Source organism: Ruegeria sp. HKCCD7628, from assembly GCF_057221005.1.
On the sequence record NZ_JBWVBA010000001.1, the window covers coordinates 1,236,690 to 1,258,581 of the forward strand.

Here is a 21,892-nt window from a genome sequence, read left to right on the forward strand (position 1 = left end):
GTGCAGCGGCTTTTTGTTTTTCACCAACCCGGTTGACCGGGACCAAGAAAGGGACAGACCCACATGAAGAAATTGCTTGCAGGCCTTGTCGCCACCACCGCCCTGATCAGCCCCGCGTTGGCAGAAACGCTGGAGCTGGAGAAGGACGAACTGACCTTTGGCTTTATCAAACTGACCGACATGGCCCCGCTGGCTGTGGCCTATGAGAATGGGTACTTCCTGGATGAGGGCCTGTTCGTAACGCTCGAAGCGCAGGCCAACTGGAAAGTGCTACTGGACGGCGTGATCGACGGACAGCTGGACGGTGCGCACATGCTGGCCGGTCAGCCGCTGGCCGCAACTATCGGGTACGGCACCGAGGCGCATATCATCACCCCCTTTTCGATGGACCTGAACGGCAACGGCATCACCGTGTCGAACGAGGTCTGGGAAGAGATGAAGCCCAACATCCCGAAAATGGATGACGGTCGCCCGCAGCACCCGATCAGTGCCGAGGCTCTGGCCCCGGTGGTCGAGAAATACAAGTCCGAAGGCAAGCCCTTTAACATGGGCATGGTCTTCCCGGTTTCGACCCACAATTACGAACTGCGCTACTGGCTTGCCGCTGGCGGCCTGCATCCGGGCTATTACAGCCCTGAAAACGTAACCGGCCAGATCGGCGCGGATGTGTTCCTGTCGGTGACGCCTCCGCCACAAATGCCGGCCACATTGGAAGCAGGCACCATCTATGGCTATTGCGTAGGTGAACCGTGGAACCAGCAGGCCGTGTTCAAAGGCATCGGCGTGCCGGTCATCACCGATTATGAGCTGTGGAAGAACAACCCCGAAAAGGTCTTTGGCATAAATGCCGAGTTCGCCGAGCAGTACCCCAACACCACCCGCGCTGTTACCAAAGCTCTGATCCGCGCTGCAATGTGGCTGGATGAAAACGACAACGCCAACCGCCCCGCCGCGGTCGAGATGCTGAGCCAGCCGGAATATGTGGGTGCTGACTATGACGTGATCGCGAATTCGATGACCGGTACATTCGAGTACGAGAAAGGCGACAAGCGTGAAGTGCCCGATTTCAACGTCTTCTTCCGCTATAACGCGACCTACCCGTTCTATTCGGACGCCATCTGGTACCTGACCCAGATGCGCCGCTGGGGCCAGATCGCCGAACCGCAGACCGATGCCTGGTATGACGAGGTCGCCAAGTCCGTCTACCGCCCGGACATCTATCTGGACGCCGCCAAAATGCTGGTCGACGAAGGCCTGGCGAATGAGGCCGACTTCCCCTGGGACAGCGACGGCTACAAGGCCCCCACGCCCGCCGAGGATATCATCGACGGCATTCCCTATGACGCCCGTCAGCCCAACGCCTATCTGCAAAGCCTGCCGATCGGCCTGAAAGGCGAACAGGTCGTCGTCGGCACCGAAGTTCAGGGTTAACTCCCCTGCCTCCCGGCCCTTGGTGGCTGGGGGGCTTCCCCATTCACACAGAATTCCACCCCCGCCCGGCGCTGAACGACCGGGCCAGGAGACCGCAAGATGACAGCCATCGACCACGATACGCTATCCGCTGATGCTGAACGCGAGGCCCGACGCGCCCGCCTGTTCACCCGGATCAACGCCGCCGATAAATGGTTTCAGGTTCTGGGCTTGGCTTGGATCACCCCCATCCTGAAGGCCGGTGCAGGCGACAACCCGCGCGCCCAGATGGGCGAGATTTGGCGCCTGCTGGTCGTGCCTCTGCTGGCCATCTGTGCCTTTCTGGTTCTCTGGGGCACGTTGGCACCCAAGGTGCAAACCTCGCTGGGCGCAGTGCCTGGTCCGGCGCAGGTCTGGTCCGAAGCCATTAGCCTGCATCAGGACGCGCAGGCCAAGGCCGCCAAAAAGGCGAAGTTCGAGGCCATGGTTGAAAAGCGCAACCAGAAGTTCATCGACGCGGGCCAGCCCGAAAAAGTCAAAGAGGTCGCCTATACCGGCGCACCGAGTTATTACAACCAGATCTGGACCTCGATCAAAACCGTGTTCTTCGGGTTCCTGATCGCCACTATTGTCGCTGTGCCGCTGGGTATCGCTGCGGGCCTGTCACCCACCGCAAATGCGGCGCTGAACCCGCTGATCCAGATTTTCAAACCCGTCTCGCCGCTGGCCTGGTTGCCGATTGTGACTATGATCGTGTCGGCCGTTTACGTCACCAATGACGGCTGGTTCGCGAAATCCTTCCTGATCTCGGCCATCACCGTGACGCTGTGTTCTCTGTGGCCCACGCTGATCAACACCTCGCTGGGTGTGGCGTCGATCGACAAAGACTTGGTGAACGTCTCCAAAGTTCTGAAAATGAACACCTATACCAAGATCACCAAGCTGGTGCTGCCCTCGGCCCTGCCGCTGATCTTCACCGGCCTGCGTCTGTCGCTTGGCGTTGGCTGGATGGTTCTGATCGCGGCTGAAATGCTGGCGCAGAACCCCGGTCTGGGCAAGTTTGTCTGGGATGAGTTCCAGAACGGCTCGTCCAGCTCACTCGCCAAGATAATGGTTGCCGTCTTTACCATCGGCATCATTGGCTTCCTGCTGGATCGCGTGATGTATGCGCTGCAGTCGCTGTTTACCTTCTCGAACAACCGGTGACCCAAATGGCTGTGATCGACTTCAAGAATGTCAGCAAATCTTTTGGCACCGGCACCGCTGCGACGGATGTGCTGAAAGACATCAACCTCTCGGTTCAGGAAGGTGAATTCGTGGTACTGCTGGGCTTTTCTGGCACCGGTAAAACCACGCTGATCAACCTGATGGCGGGGATCGAATTCCCCTCCAAGGGCAGCGTAACCTTTCGCGACAAAGCCATCACCGGCCCCGCGCCGGAACGGGGGGTGATCTTTCAGAACTACTCGCTGATGCCGTGGCTGACGGTGACGGGCAATGTGCGGCTGGCCGTGGACGCGGTCTTTCCCAAGATGCCCAAGGCTGAGAAAGAGGAAAAGGTTGCCCACTACATCCGCATGGTCGGCCTTAGCCACGCCGCTGGTCGCCGCCCTGCCGAGCTGTCGGGTGGGATGCGGCAGCGGGTGAACGTGGCCCGCGCGCTGGCGATGGACCCCGAGGTTCTGCTGCTGGACGAGCCCTTGTCGGCGCTGGATGCATTGACCCGTGGCAATCTGGCGGAAGAGATCGAAAAGATCTGGGAGGCCGACCGCAAGACCTGTGTCCTGATCACCAATGACGTGGACGAAGCGATCCTGCTGGCCGACCGCATTATGCCGCTGAACCCCGATGGCACGTTGGGGACCGAGTTCAAGGTCTCGATCCCCCGCCCCCGCGACCGGTCCGCCATGAACCATGATGAGACGTTCAAGGCGCTGCGTGGCGAGGTCACGAAATACCTGATGGATGTGGGCATCGAGGCCAAGGTCGAAGGCACCAAGACCCTGCCCGACGTCACCCCGATCCACGGTGTACCGGCAGCGGTGAAAGAGGCGCAGTCGGGTCTGATCGAAGATCGCTATCTGGATTTCAGCCAGTTGCACAAGGTCTACCCCACCTCCAAGGGTCCGCTGACCGTGGTCGAGGATTTCAACCTGAAACTCAACCGAGGCGAGTTCATCTCGCTGATTGGTCACTCGGGCTGTGGCAAGTCCACGGTGCTGACCATGGCCGCTGGTCTGAACGAAATCTCCAAGGGTGCGATCAAGCTGGATGGCCGCCACGTTGAAGGCGCCGATCCCGAACGCGCCGTGGTGTTCCAGTCGCCTTCGCTGTTCCCATGGCTGACCGCCAAAGAAAACGTCTCGGTCGGTGTGGACCGCGTGTATCCGCGCGCCAGCCAGGCCGAGCGGCAGGATGTGGTGGAATATTACCTCGAACGGGTCGGTTTGGCCGACGCGATGGACAAATCCGCCGCCGACATGTCGAACGGGATGCGCCAGCGTGTTGGCATCGCCCGCGCCTTTGCCCTGTCGCCGAAACTGCTGCTGCTGGATGAGCCCTTCGGGATGCTCGACAGCCTCACCCGGTGGGAGCTGCAGGAGGTTCTGATGGAGGTCTGGTCGCGGACCAAAGTCACCACGATCTGTGTGACTCACGACGTGGACGAGGCGATCCTGCTGGCCGATCGCGTGGTGATGATGACAAACGGCCCGCAGGCCACCATCGGCAAGATCACCAATGTCGACCTGCCGCGCCCGCGCACCCGCAAGGCGCTGCTGGCCCATCCTGATTACTACGAATACCGGCAAGAGGTTTTGGATTTCCTCGAGGAATATGAGCACGGAGCCAAACCCAAGCCCAAATCCCCTACCCCCAAAGCCATCGCTGCGGAGTGAATGACATGAAACAGAAACTGGTTGTCATCGGAGCCGGCATGGCCTCGGGCCGGGTGCTGGAGCACCTGACCGACGCTGCCCCCGATGCGTTCGACATCACCCTGTTCAACGCCGAACCACGCGGGAACTACAACCGCATCATGCTGAGCCCGGTTCTGGCAGGCGATCAGACCTATGAAGAGATCGTCACCCATGACGACACTTGGTACGCGGAGCGCGGCATCGCCTGTCGATTCGGCGAGAAAGTGGTCAAAATTGACCGTGATCTGAAGGTGGTCGAAGGCGAGTACGGCCATGTGCCTTACGACAAGCTGATCTTCGGCACCGGATCGAACCCTTTCATGATCCCGATGCCGGGGCATGATCTGGACGGCGTCATCGCCTATCGCGATCTGGAAGACACAGAACAGATGATGGGCATGGGCGCGGGCAACAAGGTCGTCGTGATCGGCGGCGGTTTGCTGGGGCTTGAGGCCGCCGCAGGCATGGCCGCGCGCGGAGCTGATGTGACCGTCGTGCATATCATGGGCCACTTGATGGAACGTCAGCTGGACCCTGCTGCAGGGTATCTGCTCAAGAAATCGCTGGAAGAAAAAGGCATCACCGTTCTGCTGAATGCCAAATCGACCGAAATCGCGGGCAAGGATGGCAAGGCCCGGGCGCTGTTGTTGGAGGACGGCACGGAATTGCCCTGCGACCTGTTGGTGATGGCTGTGGGCATCCGACCCAACACCGCGCTGGCGCAGGAAACGGGCCTTGCCGTGGGTCGGGGTATCCATGTGGATGACCAGATGATCACCTCGGACGCCGATATCTATGCCGTGGGCGAATGCGTCGAGCATCAGGGCGAGGTCTTTGGCCTTGTCGCGCCGCTGTACGATCAGGCCAAAGTGCTGGCGCAGACCCTGCTGGGCGAGGATGCGGCGTTCAAACAACGTTCGCTCTCGACCAAGCTGAAGGTCACCGGCTGCGACCTGTTCAGTGCAGGGGACTTTGCCGAGAGCGAGACCCGCGAGGACATCGTCTTCCGCGACCCTGCTCGCGGCGTTTACAAACGGCTGGTGCTAGAAGGCGACACGCTGGTTGGCGCGGTCATGTATGGCGACACCGCCGACAGCAACTGGTTCTTCGGCCTGATCCGCGATGGTGAGGACGTGTCCGAGATGCGTGAGACGCTGATCTTCGGCCCGGCCTATCAGGGGGGCGGCTCTGCGGACCCTCTCTCAGCCGTTGCAGCATTGCCGCCTGAGGCGGAAATCTGTGGCTGCAACGGCGTTTGCAAATCCGACATCACCACCGCTATCGAAGGCGGCGCAACCGATCTGGGCGCCATCCGCGCGACCACCAAGGCTAGCGCCTCCTGCGGAACATGCACCGGACTGGTCGAGCAACTGCTGCAGGTCACACTGGGCGATGACTTCCAGATGCCCACTGCACAGCCCATCTGCGGCTGCTGTGACCTGACCCACGAAGACGTCCGTCGCCTGATCAAATCGCAAGAGCTGAAAAGCCAGGAGGCCGTCTGGCAGGAGCTGGGCTGGAAGACGCTCAACGGCTGTCATGTCTGCCGCCCGGCGGTGAATTACTACCTGCTGGCCGACTGGCCGGTGGAATATCAGGACGACCCGCAAAGCCGCTTCGTCAACGAACGCAAACACGCCAACATCCAGAAAGACGGCACTTTCAGCGTTGTGCCCCGAATGTGGGGCGGCATCACCAACCCGGCGGAACTGCGCGCCATCGCCGATGCCGCCGAGAAATACGATGTGCCCACTGTCAAAGTCACCGGTGGTCAGCGTATCGACCTGCTGGGCGTGAAAGGGTCCGACCTGCCCTATATCTGGTCCGATCTGAACAAGGCCGGGCTGGTCTCAGGTCACGCCTATTCCAAGGGTCTGCGTACGGTGAAAACCTGTGTCGGCACCGATCACTGCCGGTTCGGCACGCAAGACAGCACGGGCCTCGGCGTGAAGCTTGAGAAAATCCTGTGGGGTTCGTGGACGCCGCACAAGCTGAAGCTGGCGGTCTCGGGCTGCCCGCGCAACTGCGCCGAGGCGACCTGCAAGGATATCGGTGTGGTCTGTGTGGACTCGGGCTTCCAGATCAGCATCGGCGGCGCGGCGGGCATGGACGTTAAGGAAACCGAACTGCTGGTGCAGGTTCCGACCGAGGATGAGGCGATTGAGGTCGTGATGGCCGTCACCCAAGCCTATCGCGAGGGCGGCAAGTATCTGGACCGTTTGTATAAATGGATGGCGAAGGTCGGTCTCGACTGGATCAAGGAAACCGTGGTGGATGACCTCGAAAACCGCCGCGCATTGGTTGAGCGGTTTGAACTCAGCCAATCCATCTATCGCAAAGACCCATGGGCCGAGCAGGCCAAAGAGGCCCCGCGCTTTGCGCCCATGGCCGATCTGACATTGGAGGCCGCAGAATGAGCTGGATCGACATCGGACATATCGGCGACATCCCCCTGCGCGGCGCGCGCGTGGTGAAAACGCCCGTGGGCTGCATCGCCCTGTTCCGCACTGCCAAAGATGAGGTCTTTGCCGCCTCGGACACCTGCCCCCACAAGGGCGGTCCGCTATCTGAGGGCATCGTGCATGGCCAGTCCGTCACCTGCCCGCTGCACAACTGGGTTTTCGACCTGAACTCGGGTCAGGCACAAGGCGCGGATGAAGGCCAGATCGCCACCTACCCGGTGCAGCTGGACGGAGAGCGCATTCTGCTCGACAGCACCTCATTGGGGCAAAGGAGCGCCGCGTGAAAGACCTGAGTGCCTGCGCCACACGCTCGACCTGCCCTTATTGTGGGGTGGGCTGCGGGGTTCTGCTGCAACCGGATGGCGCGGGTGGCCTGACCGTCACCGGCGACCCGGATCACCCGGCCAATCAAGGGCGGCTGTGTTCCAAAGGCTCGGCTTTGGCCGAAACGGTGCGCCTGTCGCAGCGACTGCTAGCACCCTTGGTAGCGGGCAAAGAGACTGGCTGGGACCACGCGCTGCAACTGGTCGCGGACCGGTTCCGCGAGACCATCGCCGAACACGGGCCGGATTCACTGGCTTTCTATGTATCGGGCCAGTTGCTGACCGAGGACTACTATGTCGCCAACAAGCTGATGAAAGGTTTCATTGGCTCGGCCAATATCGACACGAATTCGCGGCTGTGCATGGCCTCAACCGTTGCGGGCCACAAACGCGCTTTTGGCACCGACACTGTGCCCGGCACTTATGAGGATCTGGACGAGGCCGATCTGGTCGTGCTGGTCGGATCCAATCTGGCGTGGTGCCACCCGGTTCTGTATCAACGCCTGATGGCAGCCCGGCAGGCGCGCGGGACCAAGATCATCGTTGTCGATCCGCGCCGCACGGCGTCCTGTGACAGCGCCGATCTGCACCTGCCACTGGCCGCGGGCAGTGATGTCGCACTGTTCAACCATCTGCTGTCACAAATCGACACTGCCGGTTTGGTGGATGCGGATTCCCTGACCCACACCACCGGTATTCATGAGGCGCTGGACAGTGCGCTGGCCGACGATGTGTCGGTCACCAGGCTCAACCCCGACGATATCGCGCAGTTCTGCCAGATGTGGATGGGCACCGAAAAGGTCGTGACGATCTTCAGTCAGGGCGTGAACCAATCCAGTTCGGGCAGCGACAAGGTCAACGCGATCCTGAACTGCCATCTGGCCACGGGGCGGATCGGCAAGCCCGGCTGCGGGCCTCTGTCGGTCACCGGTCAGCCCAACGCGATGGGTGGGCGCGAGGTCGGCGGTCTGGCCAATATGCTCGCCTGTCATCTGGATATCGAAAACGCCGATCACCGCGCCGCCGTGCGCGATTTCTGGTCGGCCCCGACCATGCCCGAGGCCCCGGGCCTCAAGGCCGTGGACCTGTTCCGCGCCGTGGGCGACGGGCGCGTCAAGGCACTGTGGGTGATCCACACGAACCCCGTGGTTTCAATGCCCGAGGCCGACGCGGTGCGCGATGCCATCGCGGCCTGCCCGTTCACTGTGGTCTCAGACATAACGGCCCGCACCGATACGGCGCGGCTGGCCGACGTGCTGCTGCCTGCGGCCGCGTGGGCCGAAAAAGACGGCACAGTCACCAATTCCGACCGCACGATCAGCCGACAACGTTCGGTCCTGCCCGCACCGGGACAAGCGCGCGCGGATTGGGACATTCTGGCCGAGGTCGGACGGCTGATGGGGTGGGCCTCGGCCTTTGATTATCAAACGCCCGGAGAGATTTTCCGAGAATACGCAACCCTGTCCGGAGTGGCCGCCAAGTTTGGGCGTGATTTCGATATCTCGGGCCTCCGCGATCTGGACGCGGCGGGCTATGACGCTCTTCAGCCGACGCGCTGGCCTGTCACCGCCACACGGCAGGGCGGGCGGTTCTTTGCGGATGGGCAATTCTATCACCCCGACGGCAAGGCGCGGCTTTTACCAGTTACATGGCGCGCGCCTGCAGCCAAAACAGAACCGCGCTATCCGTTCTGGCTGAACACCGGTCGGCTGCGCGACCAATGGCACACGATGACCCGCACCGGTCTGTCGGCGCGGCTGTCGGCCCACCTGCCCGAGCCGTTTCTGGACATTCACCCCGGTGATGCGCGCGCCACGGGGATAAACCCCGCCGATCTGGTGCGGGTCGCAAGCCCGCATGGAACATCCGTCCTGCGGGCCCGGATTACCAGCGATGTCACACAAGGACAGGTCTTTGCGCCTATACACTGGACCGGAGAAACCGCCCCTTCAGCCCGGATCGACGCCGTGGTCGCGGCGGCGACCGACCCTGTATCCGGGCAGCCCGAAAGCAAAGCCTCCGTGGTGAACGTCACCCGCTTTGACGCCAAATGGTACGGGTTTGCGGTGTCACATCGCGAAATGAAACCGGTTTGCGAGTATTGGGCGCAGACCCCCACAAAACTCGGCTATCGCGCTGAACTGGCCGGGATGGGCACAATAAATGACTGGCAAACCGCCGCGCGTGATCTTTTCGGATTGCCCGAGGCGCAGACAACCATAGTTGAGGACCCGGCGCGCGGCATGGCGCGACTGGCGTTTCACGAACACGGACAACTGGTCGCTGCATTGTTCATTTCGCCCGAGCCCGTGGCGGTGATGCGCGACTATCTTGCGACTCTGCCACAGGTGCCCGACCTGCTGTCAGGCCGCGCGCCGGCCGACCGGCCCGATCCCGGTCCGGTCCTGTGTTCCTGTTTCGACGTAGGCGTGAACACCATCCTAACCGCTATTGAGACCAAAGGGCTGATGAGCGTCGAAGCCATTGGTGAGGCGTTGCAGGCCGGAACCAATTGCGGCTCATGCCGCCCGGAACTGGCGACACTGTTGGCGTCGGCACATCAGAAAGAGGCCGCTCAGTAGTTCTAGAACCAAACCGCCTCTCCGGTCTCCAGCGCCTTTTGCGCGGCCAGACCCATGCGCACAGCCCACATCCCGTCCTGCAGAGTCACCTCGGGGGCGGGTTTATCACCACGCAGGACGGCTAGGAATCCTTGATGCTGATAGAAAGTAGACCCGTTATGGTCACCCGCGGCCAATAGCGTTGGATCAACGGGGATGTACTCGGCGACCGGTCCCTTAGGCGCACGTGGGCTAACGATCAGTTGCGGCACCGGCGCATCACCAAGATGCTCGGGCCAGAAACGGCCCGGTCCGGGCACCAGCGCCTCGATCTTCGCGTCCGACCCGACGGCCGAGATCTCCTCCTGATACCGCGCACCTTCCGCGAACATACACAGCTCCAGCATTGCTCGCGCACCCGAGGCGAAATCGACCATGACATAACCGTGGTCCAGAATGTCGGGGGTTTCGCCGTTATACGCCTCGTCCAAATGATTGACAGCCTGCCCCCCGCTGGCTGTCACGCGCACAGGGTCCGATTGCAGGATCAGGCGCATGAGGTCGAAGAAGTGACAGCATTTCTCGACAAAGGTACCGCCCGTATTGCGGTTGAAGCGGTTCCAGTTGCCGACCTTTTCCAGGAAGGGAAAGCGGTGCTCCTTGATGGTCAGCATTTTGACACCGCCGGTCACCTGCGCCCCCTCAATCAAGGCTGCGATGGGCGGCATATAGCGATACTCCATCGCCACCCAGATCGGATGAGGGTAGTCACGCTGGATGGCGTCAAGCCGCGCCGCATCTGCCGGGTCGGTGAACAGAGGTTTCTCGACCAGCAAAGGCAAAGGTCGCACCCGCGCGATCTGCTCGATCTGGTCCACGTGCAGATGGTTGGGGCTGGCAATCACGATGCAGTCCAGATCATCCACGGCCAGCAGATCTTCGACCGAACCCACCATCTGCGCATCCGGTACAATCGTCTGCGCTGCCTTGGCCATCGCGGCATCGGGTTCGAAAATCGCCGAGACGCGCGTACCTTCCAGCAACGCGATATTATGCAGGTGTTCCTGCCCCATCATACCGCAACCGATCAGCCCGTAATGGATGGTCCGGGTCATGCGTTTTTCCTTTTATTTCAGACGTTGGACATAGGTGGCCCGATCCGGGTCGAACCACGTTTTTGAAAACTCGACCGGTTCTGGCCCCTCGGACCAGCTGAACCGCTCAATATAACCGGCCGTTTCGCCAGCGGGTTTGGTGAAGGTCTCAGGCGTCCAATGGGGCAGCGCACGGACCGAAACCCGATCCTCGGCCCGCGTGATCCAGAACCCAAGCTGCTGCTGGTAATAGCGATAAAGCGAATCCGACAGCAGCGCCTGATCGACCTTTCCGGCGGAATCATCCAGCCAGATTTCCTCGACTGCGATGATTGTGTCATTCAAATAGCGCATCCGGCGCACTCGCGACGCCTTGGGCGATGTACCGAATTCCGGCAGATCGGAGGGCTTTTCCAGATGATCCACCGACAGGATATCTGCGCGCGGCAGGCCCCCGCCTTCGGGTAGTTCCAGCCGGAACATCGCATAAACGCTGTTCTGCGTCCCGGTCTCGCGGATGTAATTGCCCGAGCCTTGGATACGCTCCAACATCCCTTTTTTCTCAAGCTCCGCCAGCGATTTTCGCAGCGTCCCGACCGAGACATTGAGGTTCGCAGCCATGTCTCGTTCGGGTGGCAAACGTTCACCGTCGATCAGCCGACCCGCGGCAATGTCGCGGATCAGAAGCTCGGCGATCTGCACATAGATCGGCAGCGCGTTGGGGTTGCGGCTGTTGGCAGTCATTTTCGAGGTGCTTCACCGAGTCGTGGAAAAAATTGATACACTATTGATCTACATCAAAGTGATTGCTACGCAAGAGGAAAGTCAAAAGATGCACGGAGAACGAATCAAATGACCATCGTCCCCATCACATCCCCCGATCTGGATGCGGCCGAGGTTTCGTGGTTCGCCGCGCTGTGCTCAGACGATTATCAGTTTCTGGGTGTCCCGGATGGTGACCTGCGATCGAGTTGGGAGCATTGTTCCGGCATCGTCCGCGAGGCCGAGGCGCAAGGGTTCCGCAACATCCTGTGCCCGTCTTCCTATCAGGTCGGTCAGGACACGCTGAGTTTCGTGGCTGGCTGCGCGCCGATCACCGACAAGATCAATTTGCTGGCCGCCGTGCGCTGTGGCGAGATGCAGCCGATCATGCTGGCGCGTACAATTGCAACGCTGGATCACATGCTGCAAGGGCGGCTGACGGTGAACATCATCTCGTCTGATTTTCCCGGCGAGAAAGACGATAGCACGTTCCGCTATCAGCGGTCCCGCGAGGTGGTCGAGATCCTCAAGCAAGCTTGGACTCAGGATGAGATCAACCATGCGGGTGAGGTCTATAACTTCTCTGGCCTGACCACTGACCCGGCCAAGCCCTATCAGACTGGGGGTCCGCTACTGTATTTCGGAGGCTACTCCCCTTCTGCGCTCGATCTTTGCGGCGAGCATTGCGATGTCTACCTGATGTGGCCCGAAACCAAGGATCAACTGGCCGAGCGGATGAAGGCCGTTCACGCGGTGGCTGAAAACTACAACCGCACGCTGGATTACGGTCTGCGCGTTCACATGATCGTCCGCGATACCGAGGCCGAAGCGCAGGAATATGCGGACTACATCGTTTCGAAGCTGGATGACGAATATGGCCGTGCGATCCGGGAGCGGGCGCTGGATTCGACCTCACTGGGCGTGGCGCATCAGGCCAAGAACCGCGATCTGGCGGATGAGTATGGCTATGTCGAACCGGGCCTGTGGACCGGCGTTGGGCGCGCGCGATCCGGCTGCGGCGCGGCTTTGGTCGGGTCGACCGATCAGGTGATGTCCAAGATCGAAGAATACCAGAAGATGGGCATCCGCGCTTTCATCTTCTCAGGCTATCCGCACATGGATGAGGCCAAGCATTTCGGGGCCCGCGTCCTGCCCAATCTGAAAACCTGCTCGCTGCCCGAAGAATACGGGCGCGTGCCTGCAAAGACCCCGGCCACCCCGCTGGGCAATGGAGTTCGTCGCTGATGCAACGTGTGAAACTATCCGACACGCTGGAACTGAGCCGCATTGTATATGGTATGTGGCGCATCGGGGATGACGATGACACCTCGGCCGCGCATGTCGAGGCCAAGATACAAGCCTGTCTGGATCAGGGGATCACCAGTTTCGATCAGGCGGATATCTACGGCGACTACACGGCCGAAGGCATTCTGGGTGCCGCCCTGCGCGCCAATCCGACCCTGCGGTCAAAGATGGAGATCGTCACCAAATGCGATATCGTCGCGCCCTGCGGACGGTATTCGGACGCGAAGGTCAAGTACTACGACACTTCGCGCGCGCATATCCTGAAATCGGTCGATACTTCTCTGACCGAGATGGCCATCGACCATATTGACCTGTTGCTGATCCACCGTCCTGATCCGTTCATGGACCACCATAAAACCGGCGCCGCACTGGATGAGGTGGTCGCCAGCGGCAAGGTGCGCGCTGTCGGCGTGTCGAACTTCCGTCCCTGGGACTGGAACCTGCTGCAATCGGCGATGAAGACGCCGCTGGTCACCAACCAGATCGAGCTGTCTCTGGGTCAGATCGACCCTTTCACCAATGGCGATCTTGCCTTTCATCAGCAGCACGGCCAGCACGTTATGGCGTGGTCTCCGCTGGGGGGTGGGTTGCTGATGGCCGGAAACCCTCCGGTCGGCATAGTTGCAGATGAGATAGCTGCCGAATTCGGCGTGGATCGCGCGGCAGTCGCCATCGCTTTCCTATTGGCGCACCCAGCAGGAATTCTTCCGGTTCTGGGCACGAACAATCTGGACCGGATCAAAAGCATCTCGGACGCATTGAAAGTAAATCTGGATCGCGAAAGCTGGTTCCGCCTGTACGAGGCGGCGCTGGGGCATGAGGTACCATGATGAACGCAATCTCAAAGGACATCACTCACACATTCGTCCCGCATAAAGATGACACCCGCACCTTGCGGGACGCTTTTGGCAAGTTTGCGACCGGCGTGACCATCGTCACCTGTGACAGCGACGATGGCCCGGTCTGCATCACCGCCAACAGCTTTTCATCGCTGTCGCTGGACCCCCCGTTGGTGATGTGGGCAGGCGACCGCAATTCGCGCCGGTTCCCCTATTTCCACAAGGCGCGCCATTTCAGCGTGCACGTGCTATCGTCGGAACAGGCCGATCTGTGTTTTGGCTGCTCGAAAGACGCGTTCGCCCTGCGGGATATCGACCACGACCGCTGCGGGAACGGAACACCTCTGCTGCCGGATTGTCTGGCGCGGTTTGAGTGCGAACAGCACGCCTATCACGATGCAGGCGATCACGTGATCGTGGTGGGCAAAGTCCTGAAAGTCAGCATGGCGGACGGAGACGCGCTGACCTTTTACGCCGGGAAACTCGGCCAATTCGCGCAGCACTAGGCGTGATTTGACGACCGCGGGACAAACCTGCGGCTGAACAAGGGAGGATCCGCATGGGCGGACTGGCAACGGCGCTTGCGCCGATTGCATTCGTGAACGAAACCGTGCTGCGTTTGGGCCGCGCGGTTGGTGTCGTTGCGATTGCATTGATGGTGATCGCAATCCTGATTCAGGTGTTCTTCCGATACGTTTTAGGCAACGCCCTACCCTGGCCAGATGAGGCCGCGCGCTTCTGCATGTTGTGGATGACCGGGCTGATGGCCCCCACCGCGTTCCGGCGCGGCGGGTTTGTGGCTATTGATATGCTGCCCATGATGCTGCCGCGCGTGCTGGGGCAGGTGTTGATGCTGTTTCTGCTTTTCGTCTCGCTGGCAGTGTTGGCCGTCGCCGTGAATATCGGCTGGTCCGAGGTCACGGGTTTTGGCGGCCGCTTCGCCACGGCGGCGCTCTATATTCCGACCTCGCTGGGGTTTGACGAGTGGTACCGCGTCCCGCGCAGCTGGATGATGGCATCGTTGCTGGTGGGGGTCATCCTTCTGCTAGTCGTCAATATCGAGCTTATCCTGCGGTCGATCGTCAAGATGATGGGCGGCGGGGACTTGCTGCCCGAAATCGCAGATGCACCGGTGGGGGCTGAATAGATGCTGATCTGGTTTCTGCCCACCTTCCTGATTTTCCTGATGATCGGCCTGCCGGTCTTTTTCGCGCTTTTGGCCGCGCCCGGCATTCTGCTGTGGCTGAACGGTCAGACCGCCGACATCACTCTGTTGTACCGGAACGTCTACAACGGTATGGACAGCTTCCCGTTGATGGCCATTCCCTTCTTCATGCTGGCCGGAGAGTTGATGAACCGTGGCGGCATCACCATTCGTCTGGTCGAGTTCTCGCAGGCCCTGATGGGGCACCTGCGCGGCGGTCTGGCCCACGTGAATGTCCTGAGTTCGATCCTGTTTGCCGGACTATCGGGCTCGGCGGTCGCAGATACCTCGGCACTGGGGTCTATGCTGATCCCGGCGATGGAGAAACAGGGCTATACCCGCCGCTTTGCCGCTGCGATTACGGCGGCCAGCTCGGTGATCGGGCCAATCATTCCGCCCTCGGGCATCATGATCATCTATGCCTATGTGATGGGTGAAAGCGTGGCCGCCCTGTTCCTTGCGGGTATTGTGCCGGGTGTAATGGTGGGCGTTGGCCTGATGCTGATGATTAAGGTGATGGCCGACAAATACGACTTCCCCGTCGCCAGCCGCAAATACACATGGGGCGAGCGTCGTCAGGCCAGCCTCAAAGCGTTCTTCCCGCTGCTGACCCCTGTCATCATTCTGGGCGGGATTCTCGGCGGCATCTTTACTCCGACCGAGGCTGCTGCGGTTGCTGTGGGGTACGCCTTCATCATCGGCTTCTTCGTCCTGCGCACACTGACCCTGAAAGAAGTGCCCGAGATCCTCAGCAACGCGGGCCTGACCTCGGCCGTGGTTTTGCTGCTGGTGGGCGCGGCGATGGCATTCAAGACCGTTGTCAGCCTTAGCCATGCGCCTGAACAATTGGCGGCACTGATCCTTGGCCTGTCAGAAAACCCGCTGATCCTGCTGTTCCTGATCAACCTGTTGCTGTTTGTCGTGGGCATGTTTCTGGACGCAGGCCCGGCAATCATCATTCTTGGTCCCATCCTTGGCCCGATCTTTACCAGCCTCGGCGTGGACCCGATCCACTTTGCTATTATCATGAGCGTTAACCTGACCGTCGGTCTGGCCACTCCGCCCATGGGGCTGGTGCTGTTCGTGGCCGCCGCCGTATCGCGCGAAAAGGTCGAAACCATTGCCAAGGCGATCCTGCCGTTTCTGGCTGTCGAAATCATAGTGATCTTCCTGATCACCTATGTCCCCGCACTATCCATGACGATCCCGAGGATAACGGGATTTGCAAACTGAACTGAGTATCACAGGGAGGAAACGAATGCTCAGAGACTTCATCAAAACCGCTGCGGTGGCCACCTCGCTGGTGGCTGCATCCGCACTTGCCGCCACCGCCGCAGATTATACCCTGCGCGCGACAGCCAACTCGAACGAAAACGACGAAGACTATGATGGTCTGATCGTCTTCAAGAACTACGTCGAGGCTGCCTCGAACGGCGCCATCGAGGTGGAACTGTTCATCGGGACGCAGCTGTGCTCGAACGGGGCCGAGTGCCTGCAAGGCGTGGCTGATGGCACGATCGACATTTATATTTCGACCTCGGGCGGCGCGTCGGGCATCTTCCCCTACGTGCAGGTTCTGGACCTGCCCTATCTGATGGCCGATGACCGCGTGGCCGAGCATGTCTTGTCCGGCGATTTCACCCGCAAGGTCCGCGACATGGCGCTTGAGGATTCTGGCGGCGCGATCCGTCTGATGACCATTGGCAACACCGGCGGCTGGCGCAACTTTGCCAACACCCAGCGTCGCATCGCCGAACCTGCGGATATGGAAGGTCTGAAAATCCGCACCGTGGTCGCTGACCTGCCGCAAGAGCTGGTCAAGGCACTGGGTGCATCGCCCACCCCGATCCCGTGGCCTGAACTGTTCACCAGCTTCCAGACCGGTGTGGTTGAAGGGTCCAAGAACGGGATCACCGACATCATGGGGATGAAATTCCCCGATGCCGGTCTGCAATACGTCACGCTGGACGGCCACGCCTACATGGGTGCGTTGTGGTGGATGAATAACGCCAAGTTCCAGGAGATGCCCGAGGACATGCGCCGCGTGGTGGTCGATGGCTTCTATGCTCTGCAGCAGGCCACCTTTGCCTCGCCCAAGCGCAAGTCGATCCAGGCTTATGAAGATTTCGTCGCCGGTGGCGGGGATCTCTATGTGCCGACACCTGACCAGAAAGCAGCGTTCAAAGAAGCCGCAACGCCGGTCTATGACTGGTTCCAGTCCAACGTGGCCCGCGGGGACGAGGTGTTCAACGCCCTGACCGAAGCGGTTGCAGCAGCCGAGGCCGATATCAACGCCTCTCGCGATGCGGATCTGAACTAAGCGAAAGGGGCCGGGCGCTGCGTCCGGCCCTTACCGAAACGGGTACATCCACCCTTTGTAATCATTCACCAGCACATGCGCCCTTTCAATCTGCTCCAGCGACATTTTCTTGACCACTTCCTCAAGGCTGATCGCCGCATCGGGATCACCGCCAATGGCACTGAGCGTGTACCACATATACGCCCGCACCAGATCGGGCGCGGGCATGCCCAGACCCAGCTCGTAATACCAGCCGACACCCGACTGCGCCCCCGGATGCCCCTTCATCGAAGCACGCAGATACCAGTCAAACGCCCGCTCGTAATCCTGCTCGACCCCCAGCCCAAGGCCGTACATGACGCCGATGAGTTCTTCGGCCTCGGCATTGCCAGAGCGCGCGGCTGGCAGCAGTTCCTCACGCGCGGCCTCAAATTCACCCGCTTCCATCATGTCGCGCGCTTGTTCCAATTCGGCCAGCGCCGGGGTCGCAAAAAGGCAAAGGGCAAGTACAAGCTGGCGCACGGGGTTTTCTTCCTTTTCGTCGGAGCGGCTGCGGCTCAGGACTTGCCACGCCCGCTGACAGATGATGACTTTATCCTATTTGATATGGAACAGGCTGCCATCGGTCATCAACTGTTTTACGACCCCATTCTGTCGGGCAATCAGAACATTTCCTGTGCCCACTGCCATCATCCTGATTTCGGCACCTCGGACGGGTTATCGCTGGGTATTGGTGAAGGCGGGCAAGGCTTGGGGCCAGATCGGACACCGGGCGTAGGAACCGATAAGATTCGCAAACGCATCCCCCGTAATTCACCGGGGCTGTGGAACCTTGGCGCGAAAGAGATTCACACCGTATTCCACGATGGCCGCCTGAGTATCTCGGATGTCTACGGCAACGGGTTTAACTCTCCGGCGCAGGAATGGTTGCCTGAGGGGCTGAACTCGCTGCTCGCCGCACAGGCGCTGTTCCCGCTGACCTCACAATTCGAAATGGCCGGCAATGTCGGCGAAAATCAGGTGACCGGAGCGGTTGCCGACCGAATTGATCTGGGCTGGCCGATCCTTGCCAAGCGCGTGCGCACCGATCCGCGTTATGGCCCGGCCATGGTCGCTGCTTTTGATGAGGTCAACACGACCGAGGACATCACAATCACCCAGATCGCCAACGCCTTAGCCGCGTTCATGGCGGTTGAATGGCGCAGCACCGACAGCGCGTTCGATCAATACCTCGCGGGTGACTCCTCGGCGCTGACGGCGGAACAGAAGGGCGGGATGGATCTTTTCTATGGCAAAGCGCAGTGTTCCATCTGCCATTCCGGGCCGCTGATGTCAGATCAGGAATTTCACGCCTTGGCCTTGCCCCCTTTTGGGCCGGGCCGCACGCGGCAATGGGACCCCTATGTGCGCGACGTTGGCCGCATGGGGGAAAGCGACCGGCTGGAGGACGCCTATCGCTTTCGCACGCCGATGTTGCGCAACGTGGCCTTGACTGCGCCCTATGGTCATAACGGAGCTTTCCCCGACCTCGAGGGTATGATCCTCCATCACCTGAACCCCGAAAACAGCCTGTCGAAATGGAATCGTGATATGGCTGACCTGCCGAACGTTCCTTGGTTGCACAAAGCCGATTTCGTCGTCTGGGACGACCGGTTGGAAATGGCGCGTGTGCGCGGCAAGGTAGACATCACGCCATTGGAATTGTCCGAAGCTGACATCGCGAGTCTCCTGGCATTCCTCGACGCACTGACGGGATCCAGCGTGGACTCCCCGCCATTCGGGGTGCCAAAAGGCTTCGTTCCCTAAGAAAAACCCCCGCCAAGGCGGGGGTTTTCTGTTTATTCCGCCGCTTCCGCGTATGCGTCCATTGGCGGACATGTGCAAACGAGGTTGCGGTCGCCATAAGCGTTGTCGACGCGGTTGACGGGGGACCAGTATTTGTCGACGCCCATCGAGCCAGGAGGGAAACAGGCCTGTTCGCGGCTGTAAGGCCGGTCCCAGTCACCAACCAGATCGCGCACCGTGTGGGGGGCGTTCTTCAACGGGTTGTTCTCCGCATCGATCTTACCGTCGATGATATCCTGCGCCTCGGATCGGATCGAGAGCATGGCGTCGCAGAAGCGGTCCAACTCATCCTTGGGCTCAGATTCCGTGGGCTCGACCATCAGGGTGCCTGCCACCGGCCAGCTCATCGTCGGGGCGTGGAAACCTGAATCGACCAGACGTTTGGCAACGTCATCGACGGTCACATGCGCCTCGGCGTCCAGCGGACGGGTGTCGAGGATGCATTCATGCGCGACCCGACCGGTCTCGGAGGTGTAGAGGATCGGATAGGCTTCCTGCAGACGCGCTGCGATATAGTTGGCGTTCAGGATCGCCACTTTGGTCGCCTGCGTCAAACCCGCACCACCCATCAGCAGCACATAGGCCCATGAGACCGGCAGGATCGAGGGCGAGCCAAAGGGCGCCGCCGAGACCGGCCCCACGGCGGTGCCGTATTCCGGGTGACCAGGCAGGTGTTCTTCCAGGTGTGCCTTGACGCCGATCGGGCCCATGCCAGGGCCACCACCGCCATGCGGGATGCAGAAGGTCTTGTGCAGGTTCAGGTGGCTGACATCGCCGCCGATATCACCGGGGCGCGACAGGCCGACCATGGCGTTCATGTTGGCGCCGTCGATATAGACCTGACCGCCGTGGTCATGGGTGATCTGGCAGACCTCCTGCACGGTGGTCTCGAACACGCCATGGGTCGATGGGTAGGTGATCATGCAGCCGGCCAGATGATCCGAATGCTTCTCGGCCTTGGCGCGGAAGTCCGCAAGGTCGATATTGCCGTTCTCATCCGATTGCACCGGCACCACCTGCCAGCCCACCATCTGCGCCGAGGCCGGGTTGGTCCCGTGTGCCGAGGTCGGGATCAGACAGACATTGCGGTGCCCTTCGCCGCGAGCGAAATGATAGTTGCGGATGGTCAGTAGACCTGCGTACTCGCCCTGCGCGCCCGAGTTGGGCTGCTGGCTGATCGCGTCATAGCCGGTGATCTGGCACAGCTTGTCGTTCAGATCGGCAATCATCTCGTGATAGCCCTGCACCTGATCTTCGGGGCAGAAAGGGTGCAGATTGCCGAACTCGGGCCAGGTGACCGGGATCATCTCGACCGTGGCGTTCAGCTTCATGGTGCAGGACCCCAGCGGGATCATCGCCCGGTCCAGCGCCAGGTCGCGGTCGGCCAGACGGCGCATATAGCGGGTCATCTCGGCCTCGGCCCGGTTCTTGTGGAAGATCTCGTGGGTCAGATACGGCGTCTCGCGCAGGGCGTAATCCGGCAGGCGGTAGGCGACGTTCGAGCTGTCATCCTTCCGGTCGATGCCGAAGGCGCCCCAAACCGCCTCAATCGTCTCGGCGCGGGTCTGTTCATCCAGGCTGATGCCCACTTTCGTCTCGCCGACCTTGCGCAGGTTGATGCCACGGGCAACGGCGGCCTCCATGACGGTCGTCTGCAAGTGGCCGACCTCAACAGTGATGGTATCAAAGAACACTTCGGGTTCGACCGAGAAGCCCGCCTCTTCCAGACCGGCGGCCATACGCGAGGTTTTGCGGTGAACAGATTGCGCAATCGCCTTGATGCCGTCGGGACCGTGATAGACAGCGTACATCGAGGCCATCACCGCCAGCAGCGCCTGTGCGGTACAGACGTTCGAGTTGGCTTTCTCGCGCCGAATGTGCTGCTCGCGGGTCTGCAGCGCCAGGCGATAAGCCTTGTTGCCACGGCTGTCGATGCTGACACCAATGATCCGGCCCGGCATCGCGCGTTTCAGCTTGTCGGTGGTCGCCATATAGGCCGCGTGGGGCCCGCCATAGCCCATCGGCACGCCGAACCGTTGGGTCGAGCCGATGGCGATATCCGCGCCCATCTCGCCCGGTGACTTCAGCAGCGCCAGCGACAGGATGTCAGCGGCGACAATGACAATGGCTTTGTGTTCATGCAGCGCCGCAATCTCGGCGGTGAAGTCGCGCACATGGCCGTGGGTGCCGGGGTATTGGAAGATCGCGCCAAAAACCGCGCCCGCGTCTAGTTGATCCGGGTCGGCCACCTGCACATCGATGCCCAGCGGCTCGGCGCGCGTTTTGATCACCGCGATGGTCTGCGGGTGGCAGTTGCGGTCGACAAAGAAGGCGGCGTTGTTGGCCTTGGACCGACCACCGCGCTTGGCCATCGCCATGGCCTCAGCCGCGGCGGTGGCTTCGTCCAGCAAGGACGCATTGGCCACGTCCAGCCCGGTCAGATCGCTGACCATGGTTTGGAAGTTCAACAACGCTTCAAGCCGGCCTTGGCTGATCTCGGGCTGATAGGGCGTATAGGCGGTGTACCAGGCCGGGTTTTCCAGAATGTTGCGTAGGATCGGAGCAGGCGTGGTGGTGCCGTAATATCCCTGCCCGATCAACGAGGTCAGAACCTTGTTCTTGCTCGCCACCTCTTTCATATGGAACAGAGCATCGCGTTCCGTCATCGCCGGACCCCAGTCCAGCGGCTCTTTCTGGCGGATCGCGGGCGGGACGGTGGCGTCGATCAGCGCGTCCAGCGTCTTGAAGCCGATCACCTTGAGCATGTCGCGCATCTCGGTCGGGCTGGGCCCGATATGGCGGCGATTGGCAAAGTCATAGGCTTCGTAGTCGGTCAGTTTGAAAGCCATTGCAGCGCTCCTATGAATAAG

General features: G+C 60.8%; 17 protein-coding genes. 13 read left to right on the top strand and 4 right to left on the bottom strand.

Annotated features, from left to right (window positions below):
- Nucleotides 1–63 precede the first annotated feature (63 nt).
- The 6 genes from AC2TAD_RS06165 to AC2TAD_RS06190 all read left to right on the top strand — a co-directional run bounded on the left by AC2TAD_RS06165 (nt 64) and on the right by AC2TAD_RS06190 (nt 9,695).
- Nucleotides 64–1,431 (top strand): CmpA/NrtA family ABC transporter substrate-binding protein, encoded by a 1,368-nt coding sequence (locus AC2TAD_RS06165; RefSeq protein WP_480866580.1) that lies wholly within the window; start codon nt 64–66, stop codon nt 1,429–1,431.
- Nucleotides 1,432–1,530: 99 nt separating this feature from the next.
- Nucleotides 1,531–2,616 carry an ABC transporter permease gene (locus AC2TAD_RS06170; protein WP_480866582.1) on the top strand — a complete coding sequence of 362 codons (1,086 nt, stop codon included), beginning with the start codon at nt 1,531–1,533 and terminating at the stop codon, nt 2,614–2,616.
- Between the two features lie 5 nt (nt 2,617–2,621).
- Nucleotides 2,622–4,307, top strand: a complete 1,686-nt coding sequence (locus tag AC2TAD_RS06175; protein ID WP_480866584.1) for an ABC transporter ATP-binding protein — start codon at nt 2,622–2,624, stop codon at nt 4,305–4,307.
- Nucleotides 4,308–4,312: 5 nt separating this feature from the next.
- Complete coding sequence (gene nirB / locus AC2TAD_RS06180; RefSeq protein ID WP_480866585.1) at nt 4,313–6,745, top strand: nitrite reductase large subunit NirB; 2,433 nt, start codon at nt 4,313–4,315, stop codon at nt 6,743–6,745.
- Nucleotides 6,742–7,074, top strand: coding sequence for a nitrite reductase small subunit NirD (gene nirD, locus AC2TAD_RS06185; protein ID WP_480866587.1), 333 nt, complete (start codon nt 6,742–6,744; stop codon nt 7,072–7,074). The genes nirB and nirD overlap by 4 nt, the downstream gene beginning before the upstream one ends.
- Entirely contained in the window at nt 7,071–9,695 is a 2,625-nt protein-coding gene (locus AC2TAD_RS06190; RefSeq protein WP_480866588.1) for a molybdopterin-dependent oxidoreductase, read from the top strand. Before nirD ends, AC2TAD_RS06190 begins: the two co-directional genes overlap by 4 nt.
- 2 nt (nt 9,696–9,697) lie before the next feature.
- Here AC2TAD_RS06190 and AC2TAD_RS06195 read toward each other — a convergent pair whose 3' ends face one another.
- Nucleotides 9,698–10,789: a Gfo/Idh/MocA family protein gene (locus AC2TAD_RS06195; RefSeq protein ID WP_480866590.1), complete on the bottom strand. Its 1,092-nt coding sequence runs from the start codon at nt 10,787–10,789 to the stop codon at nt 9,698–9,700.
- A gap of 12 nt (nt 10,790–10,801) precedes the next feature.
- Nucleotides 10,802–11,512 (bottom strand): GntR family transcriptional regulator, encoded by a 711-nt coding sequence (locus AC2TAD_RS06200; protein ID WP_480866592.1) that lies wholly within the window; start codon nt 11,510–11,512, stop codon nt 10,802–10,804.
- 108 nt (nt 11,513–11,620) lie between these two features.
- Here AC2TAD_RS06200 and AC2TAD_RS06205 point away from each other — a divergent pair, with 108 nt between their 5' ends.
- From AC2TAD_RS06205 to AC2TAD_RS06230, 6 genes are read left to right on the top strand one after another with little or no spacing between them, the layout of a single operon-like run.
- On the top strand, nt 11,621–12,775 hold the full coding sequence (locus tag AC2TAD_RS06205; RefSeq protein WP_480866594.1) for an LLM class flavin-dependent oxidoreductase: 1,155 nt from the start codon (nt 11,621–11,623) through the stop codon (nt 12,773–12,775).
- A complete protein-coding gene (locus AC2TAD_RS06210; protein WP_480866596.1) occupies nt 12,775–13,665 on the top strand; it encodes an aldo/keto reductase in 891 nt (296 codons plus the stop codon). The genes AC2TAD_RS06205 and AC2TAD_RS06210 overlap by 1 nt, the downstream gene beginning before the upstream one ends.
- Entirely contained in the window at nt 13,665–14,180 is a 516-nt protein-coding gene (locus AC2TAD_RS06215) for a flavin reductase family protein (protein WP_170355478.1), read from the top strand. Before AC2TAD_RS06210 ends, AC2TAD_RS06215 begins: the two co-directional genes overlap by 1 nt.
- A 53-nt stretch (nt 14,181–14,233) precedes the next feature.
- Nucleotides 14,234–14,821: a TRAP transporter small permease gene (locus AC2TAD_RS06220; RefSeq protein ID WP_170355479.1), complete on the top strand. Its 588-nt coding sequence runs from the start codon at nt 14,234–14,236 to the stop codon at nt 14,819–14,821.
- The gene (locus tag AC2TAD_RS06225) at nt 14,822–16,111 is read left to right on the top strand and encodes a TRAP transporter large permease (protein ID WP_209196873.1); all 1,290 of its coding nucleotides are present in this window, start codon (nt 14,822–14,824) and stop codon (nt 16,109–16,111) included.
- A 25-nt stretch (nt 16,112–16,136) separates the two neighbouring features.
- On the top strand, nt 16,137–17,198 hold the full coding sequence (locus AC2TAD_RS06230) for a TRAP transporter substrate-binding protein (RefSeq protein WP_170355481.1): 1,062 nt from the start codon (nt 16,137–16,139) through the stop codon (nt 17,196–17,198).
- Nucleotides 17,199–17,228: 30 nt separating this feature from the next.
- On the opposite strand, the gene AC2TAD_RS06235 is transcribed toward AC2TAD_RS06230, so the two are convergent.
- On the bottom strand, nt 17,229–17,699 hold the full coding sequence (locus tag AC2TAD_RS06235; protein WP_480866597.1) for a tetratricopeptide repeat protein: 471 nt from the start codon (nt 17,697–17,699) through the stop codon (nt 17,229–17,231).
- 42 nt (nt 17,700–17,741) lie between these two features.
- Between AC2TAD_RS06235 and AC2TAD_RS06240 the strand changes: the two genes are divergently transcribed.
- The gene (locus AC2TAD_RS06240; RefSeq protein ID WP_480866599.1) at nt 17,742–18,983 is read left to right on the top strand and encodes a cytochrome-c peroxidase; all 1,242 of its coding nucleotides are present in this window, start codon (nt 17,742–17,744) and stop codon (nt 18,981–18,983) included.
- A 32-nt stretch (nt 18,984–19,015) separates the two neighbouring features.
- Here the strand turns inward: AC2TAD_RS06240 and gcvP are convergent, their stop codons facing one another.
- Nucleotides 19,016–21,871, bottom strand: a complete 2,856-nt coding sequence (gene gcvP / locus AC2TAD_RS06245) for an aminomethyl-transferring glycine dehydrogenase (protein ID WP_480866601.1) — start codon at nt 21,869–21,871, stop codon at nt 19,016–19,018.
- Nucleotides 21,872–21,892 lie beyond the last annotated feature (21 nt).

Bases quoted from the DNA above. Each gene is read 5' to 3' on its own strand.
- gcvP (WP_480866601.1), bottom strand. From the start codon at position 21,871: ATGGCTTTCAAACTGACCGACTACGAAGCCTATGACTTTGCCAATCGC.
- AC2TAD_RS06170 (WP_480866582.1), top strand. From the start codon at position 1,531: ATGACAGCCATCGACCACGATACGCTATCCGCTGATGCTGAACGCGAG.
- AC2TAD_RS06230 (WP_170355481.1), top strand. From the start codon at position 16,137: ATGCTCAGAGACTTCATCAAAACCGCTGCGGTGGCCACCTCGCTGGTG.
- AC2TAD_RS06215 (WP_170355478.1), top strand. From the start codon at position 13,665: ATGAACGCAATCTCAAAGGACATCACTCACACATTCGTCCCGCATAAA.
- AC2TAD_RS06220 (WP_170355479.1), top strand. From the start codon at position 14,234: ATGGGCGGACTGGCAACGGCGCTTGCGCCGATTGCATTCGTGAACGAA.
- AC2TAD_RS06205 (WP_480866594.1), top strand. From the start codon at position 11,621: ATGACCATCGTCCCCATCACATCCCCCGATCTGGATGCGGCCGAGGTT.
- AC2TAD_RS06165 (WP_480866580.1), top strand. From the start codon at position 64: ATGAAGAAATTGCTTGCAGGCCTTGTCGCCACCACCGCCCTGATCAGC.
- nirB (WP_480866585.1), top strand. From the start codon at position 4,313: ATGAAACAGAAACTGGTTGTCATCGGAGCCGGCATGGCCTCGGGCCGG.
- AC2TAD_RS06210 (WP_480866596.1), top strand. From the start codon at position 12,775: ATGCAACGTGTGAAACTATCCGACACGCTGGAACTGAGCCGCATTGTA.
- AC2TAD_RS06200 (WP_480866592.1), bottom strand. From the start codon at position 11,512: ATGACTGCCAACAGCCGCAACCCCAACGCGCTGCCGATCTATGTGCAG.
- nirD (WP_480866587.1), top strand. From the start codon at position 6,742: ATGAGCTGGATCGACATCGGACATATCGGCGACATCCCCCTGCGCGGC.
- AC2TAD_RS06175 (WP_480866584.1), top strand. From the start codon at position 2,622: ATGGCTGTGATCGACTTCAAGAATGTCAGCAAATCTTTTGGCACCGGC.
- AC2TAD_RS06195 (WP_480866590.1), bottom strand. From the start codon at position 10,789: ATGACCCGGACCATCCATTACGGGCTGATCGGTTGCGGTATGATGGGG.
- AC2TAD_RS06225 (WP_209196873.1), top strand. From the start codon at position 14,822: ATGCTGATCTGGTTTCTGCCCACCTTCCTGATTTTCCTGATGATCGGC.